At 69.3% G+C, this 1,963-nt stretch carries 2 protein-coding genes; both read left to right on the plus strand.

The features are described from left to right. The first annotated feature begins 654 nt into the window (after positions 1 to 654). Entirely contained in the window at positions 655 to 915 is a 261-nt protein-coding gene (locus DPV74_RS41080; protein ID WP_027789129.1) for a phosphopantetheine-binding protein, read from the plus strand. Positions 916 to 1,025: 110 nt separating this feature from the next. Further along, the gene (gene fabG, locus DPV74_RS41085; protein ID WP_021160651.1) at positions 1,026 to 1,742 is read left to right on the plus strand and encodes a 3-oxoacyl-ACP reductase FabG; all 717 of its coding nucleotides are present in this window, start codon (positions 1,026 to 1,028) and stop codon (positions 1,740 to 1,742) included. Positions 1,743 to 1,963 lie beyond the last annotated feature (221 nt).

Here is a 1,963-nt window from a genome sequence, read left to right on the forward strand (position 1 = left end):
GGCCGCGTAGTGCGCGCCGGCCTGATATGCCGCGACGGCGCCGACCGCGGCGATGCCGCGTGCGACAGGCAGCAGCCGGCTCATCGGCGGCCTCCGTGCGTACGGCGCGGGTACCCGTCACCGGCGGCCGGGCGGCGGCGGAAGGACGGGCGAACCGGAACGGAGCGGAAGGACGGGCGCGGCATGACTGGCGACATCGGGCGGATCGTGGCCGGACGCGAGGGTCGGGCCGTCAAACATCAGATGAAAGGCGGCCGGGACGGGTCCGGGCCGGTGGTCGGGCACGCTCATTTTAGGGCCGCGGCACCGCGTGTTCGGAGCGGGCGCGAACGGGTTTTGTAACCGATTGTATGGCGCCGGACGAACGGTTTCGCGGGGTCGGTCCATTTCCATCCAAAGCGGCTCAAGCATCTGGTGCATTCGGGTCCCGCAACGGGGCGCCGCGCCGGCCCGCCAGTCTGTAACCATTGGCGGTATACGGCCCGATACCCGTTCGTCTAGAATCCGCGTAACTTTTACAAACGATCCCCAAAAAACGCAGGCGGGGAAGCCGGCAGACGCCGGAGGGACGGAGATTCGCACGCGCCGGGCGTGCATGGCGATTGCCGTTTCCGGGCGCCTTCCGCTGCCACGGGCCGCCTGCCCGCACGCATGATGAACGCACTGGAACAAGAGCTCGCCACGCTGATCATCGGCGAACTGAATCTCGAAGACGTCCCGCTCGAAACAGTGACGGCCGACACCCCGCTGTACGGCGAGGGTTTCGGGCTCGACTCCATCGACATCCTGGAAATCGCGCTGCTGATCTCGAAGAAATTCGGCTTCGAGCTGCGTTCGGACAATCCGGACAACCAGAAGATCTTCGCGACGCTCGGTGCACTGGCTGCGTACGTCGCCGCGCACCGCACGAAGTGACGGCGTCGCGCATGGGCGCGGCGCGCAGATGAGGACGGCACGCGGCCGCGATCGGCAGACGATACGCGGCCGCGTCGATCGAGGTGAAACGCGATGAACGGAGCAATTCGATGCGGGCGCTCGTGACGGGCGGCAGCGGCGCACTCGGGCAGGCGATCTGCACGGCGCTCGCGCAGGCCGGCCATGAAGTGTGGGTGCATGCGAACCGCCATCTCGCGCAGGCGGAAGCGGTCGCGCAGCAGATCGTCGCGGCCGGCGGCACCGCGCGCGCGATCGCGTTCGACGTGACCGACGCCGATGCGACGCTCGCCGCGCTGGCGCCGCTGGCCGACGATGCGCCGGTGCAGATCCTCGTCAACAACGCGGGCATTCACGACGATGCGCCGATGGCCGGCATGTCGCGCCGGCAGTGGCACAGCGTGATCGACGTGACGCTCAACGGCTTCTTCAACGTCACGCAGCCGCTGTTGCTGCCGATGATCCGCACGCGGCGCGGACGGATCGTCAACATCGCGTCGGTGGCCGGCGTGACCGGCAATCGCGGGCAGGTCAACTACGCGGCCGCGAAGGCGGGGCTGATCGGCGCGACGAAGTCGCTGTCGCTGGAGCTCGCGTCGCGCGGCATCACCGTGAACGCGGTCGCGCCCGGCATCATCGAATCGCCGATGGCCGAACAGGCGTTTCCCGCCGAACGCATCAAGCAGCTCGTGCCCGCGCAGCGCGCGGGCCGGCCCGACGAAGTCGCGGCGATGGTCGCGTACCTGGTGTCCGACGCCGCGGCCTATGTGACGGGGCAGGTGCTGTCCGTCAACGGCGGGCTCGCATGACGAGGCGCGCGGCGTCGGCGTGACGTAATGCAACGCGGCATGACGCAACGCAGCGCATGCCGCGAGGTTGCGCGGCCAGCGCCGCATAGTGAGGAAATCGAAGTGTCCGTGCATCCAGTCGACGCCGAACGGCGCCCGTGTTCCCTGTCGTCCCCCGCTGCACCGTTAGCGCGCGGGCAGGCGGCGGCCGGGCCGGCCGCATCGCGACCGGGCGTGCCGCT

This window comes from Burkholderia sp. HAN2018, assembly GCF_024704855.1.
Taxonomy (GTDB): Bacteria; Pseudomonadota; Gammaproteobacteria; order Burkholderiales; family Burkholderiaceae; genus Burkholderia; species Burkholderia cepacia.

Excerpts from the sequence above, each read along its gene's own strand:
- DPV74_RS41080 (WP_027789129.1), top strand. The coding sequence starts at position 655 with ATGAACGCACTGGAACAAGAGCTCGCCACGCTGATCATCGGCGAACTG.
- fabG (WP_021160651.1), top strand. The coding sequence starts at position 1,026 with ATGCGGGCGCTCGTGACGGGCGGCAGCGGCGCACTCGGGCAGGCGATC.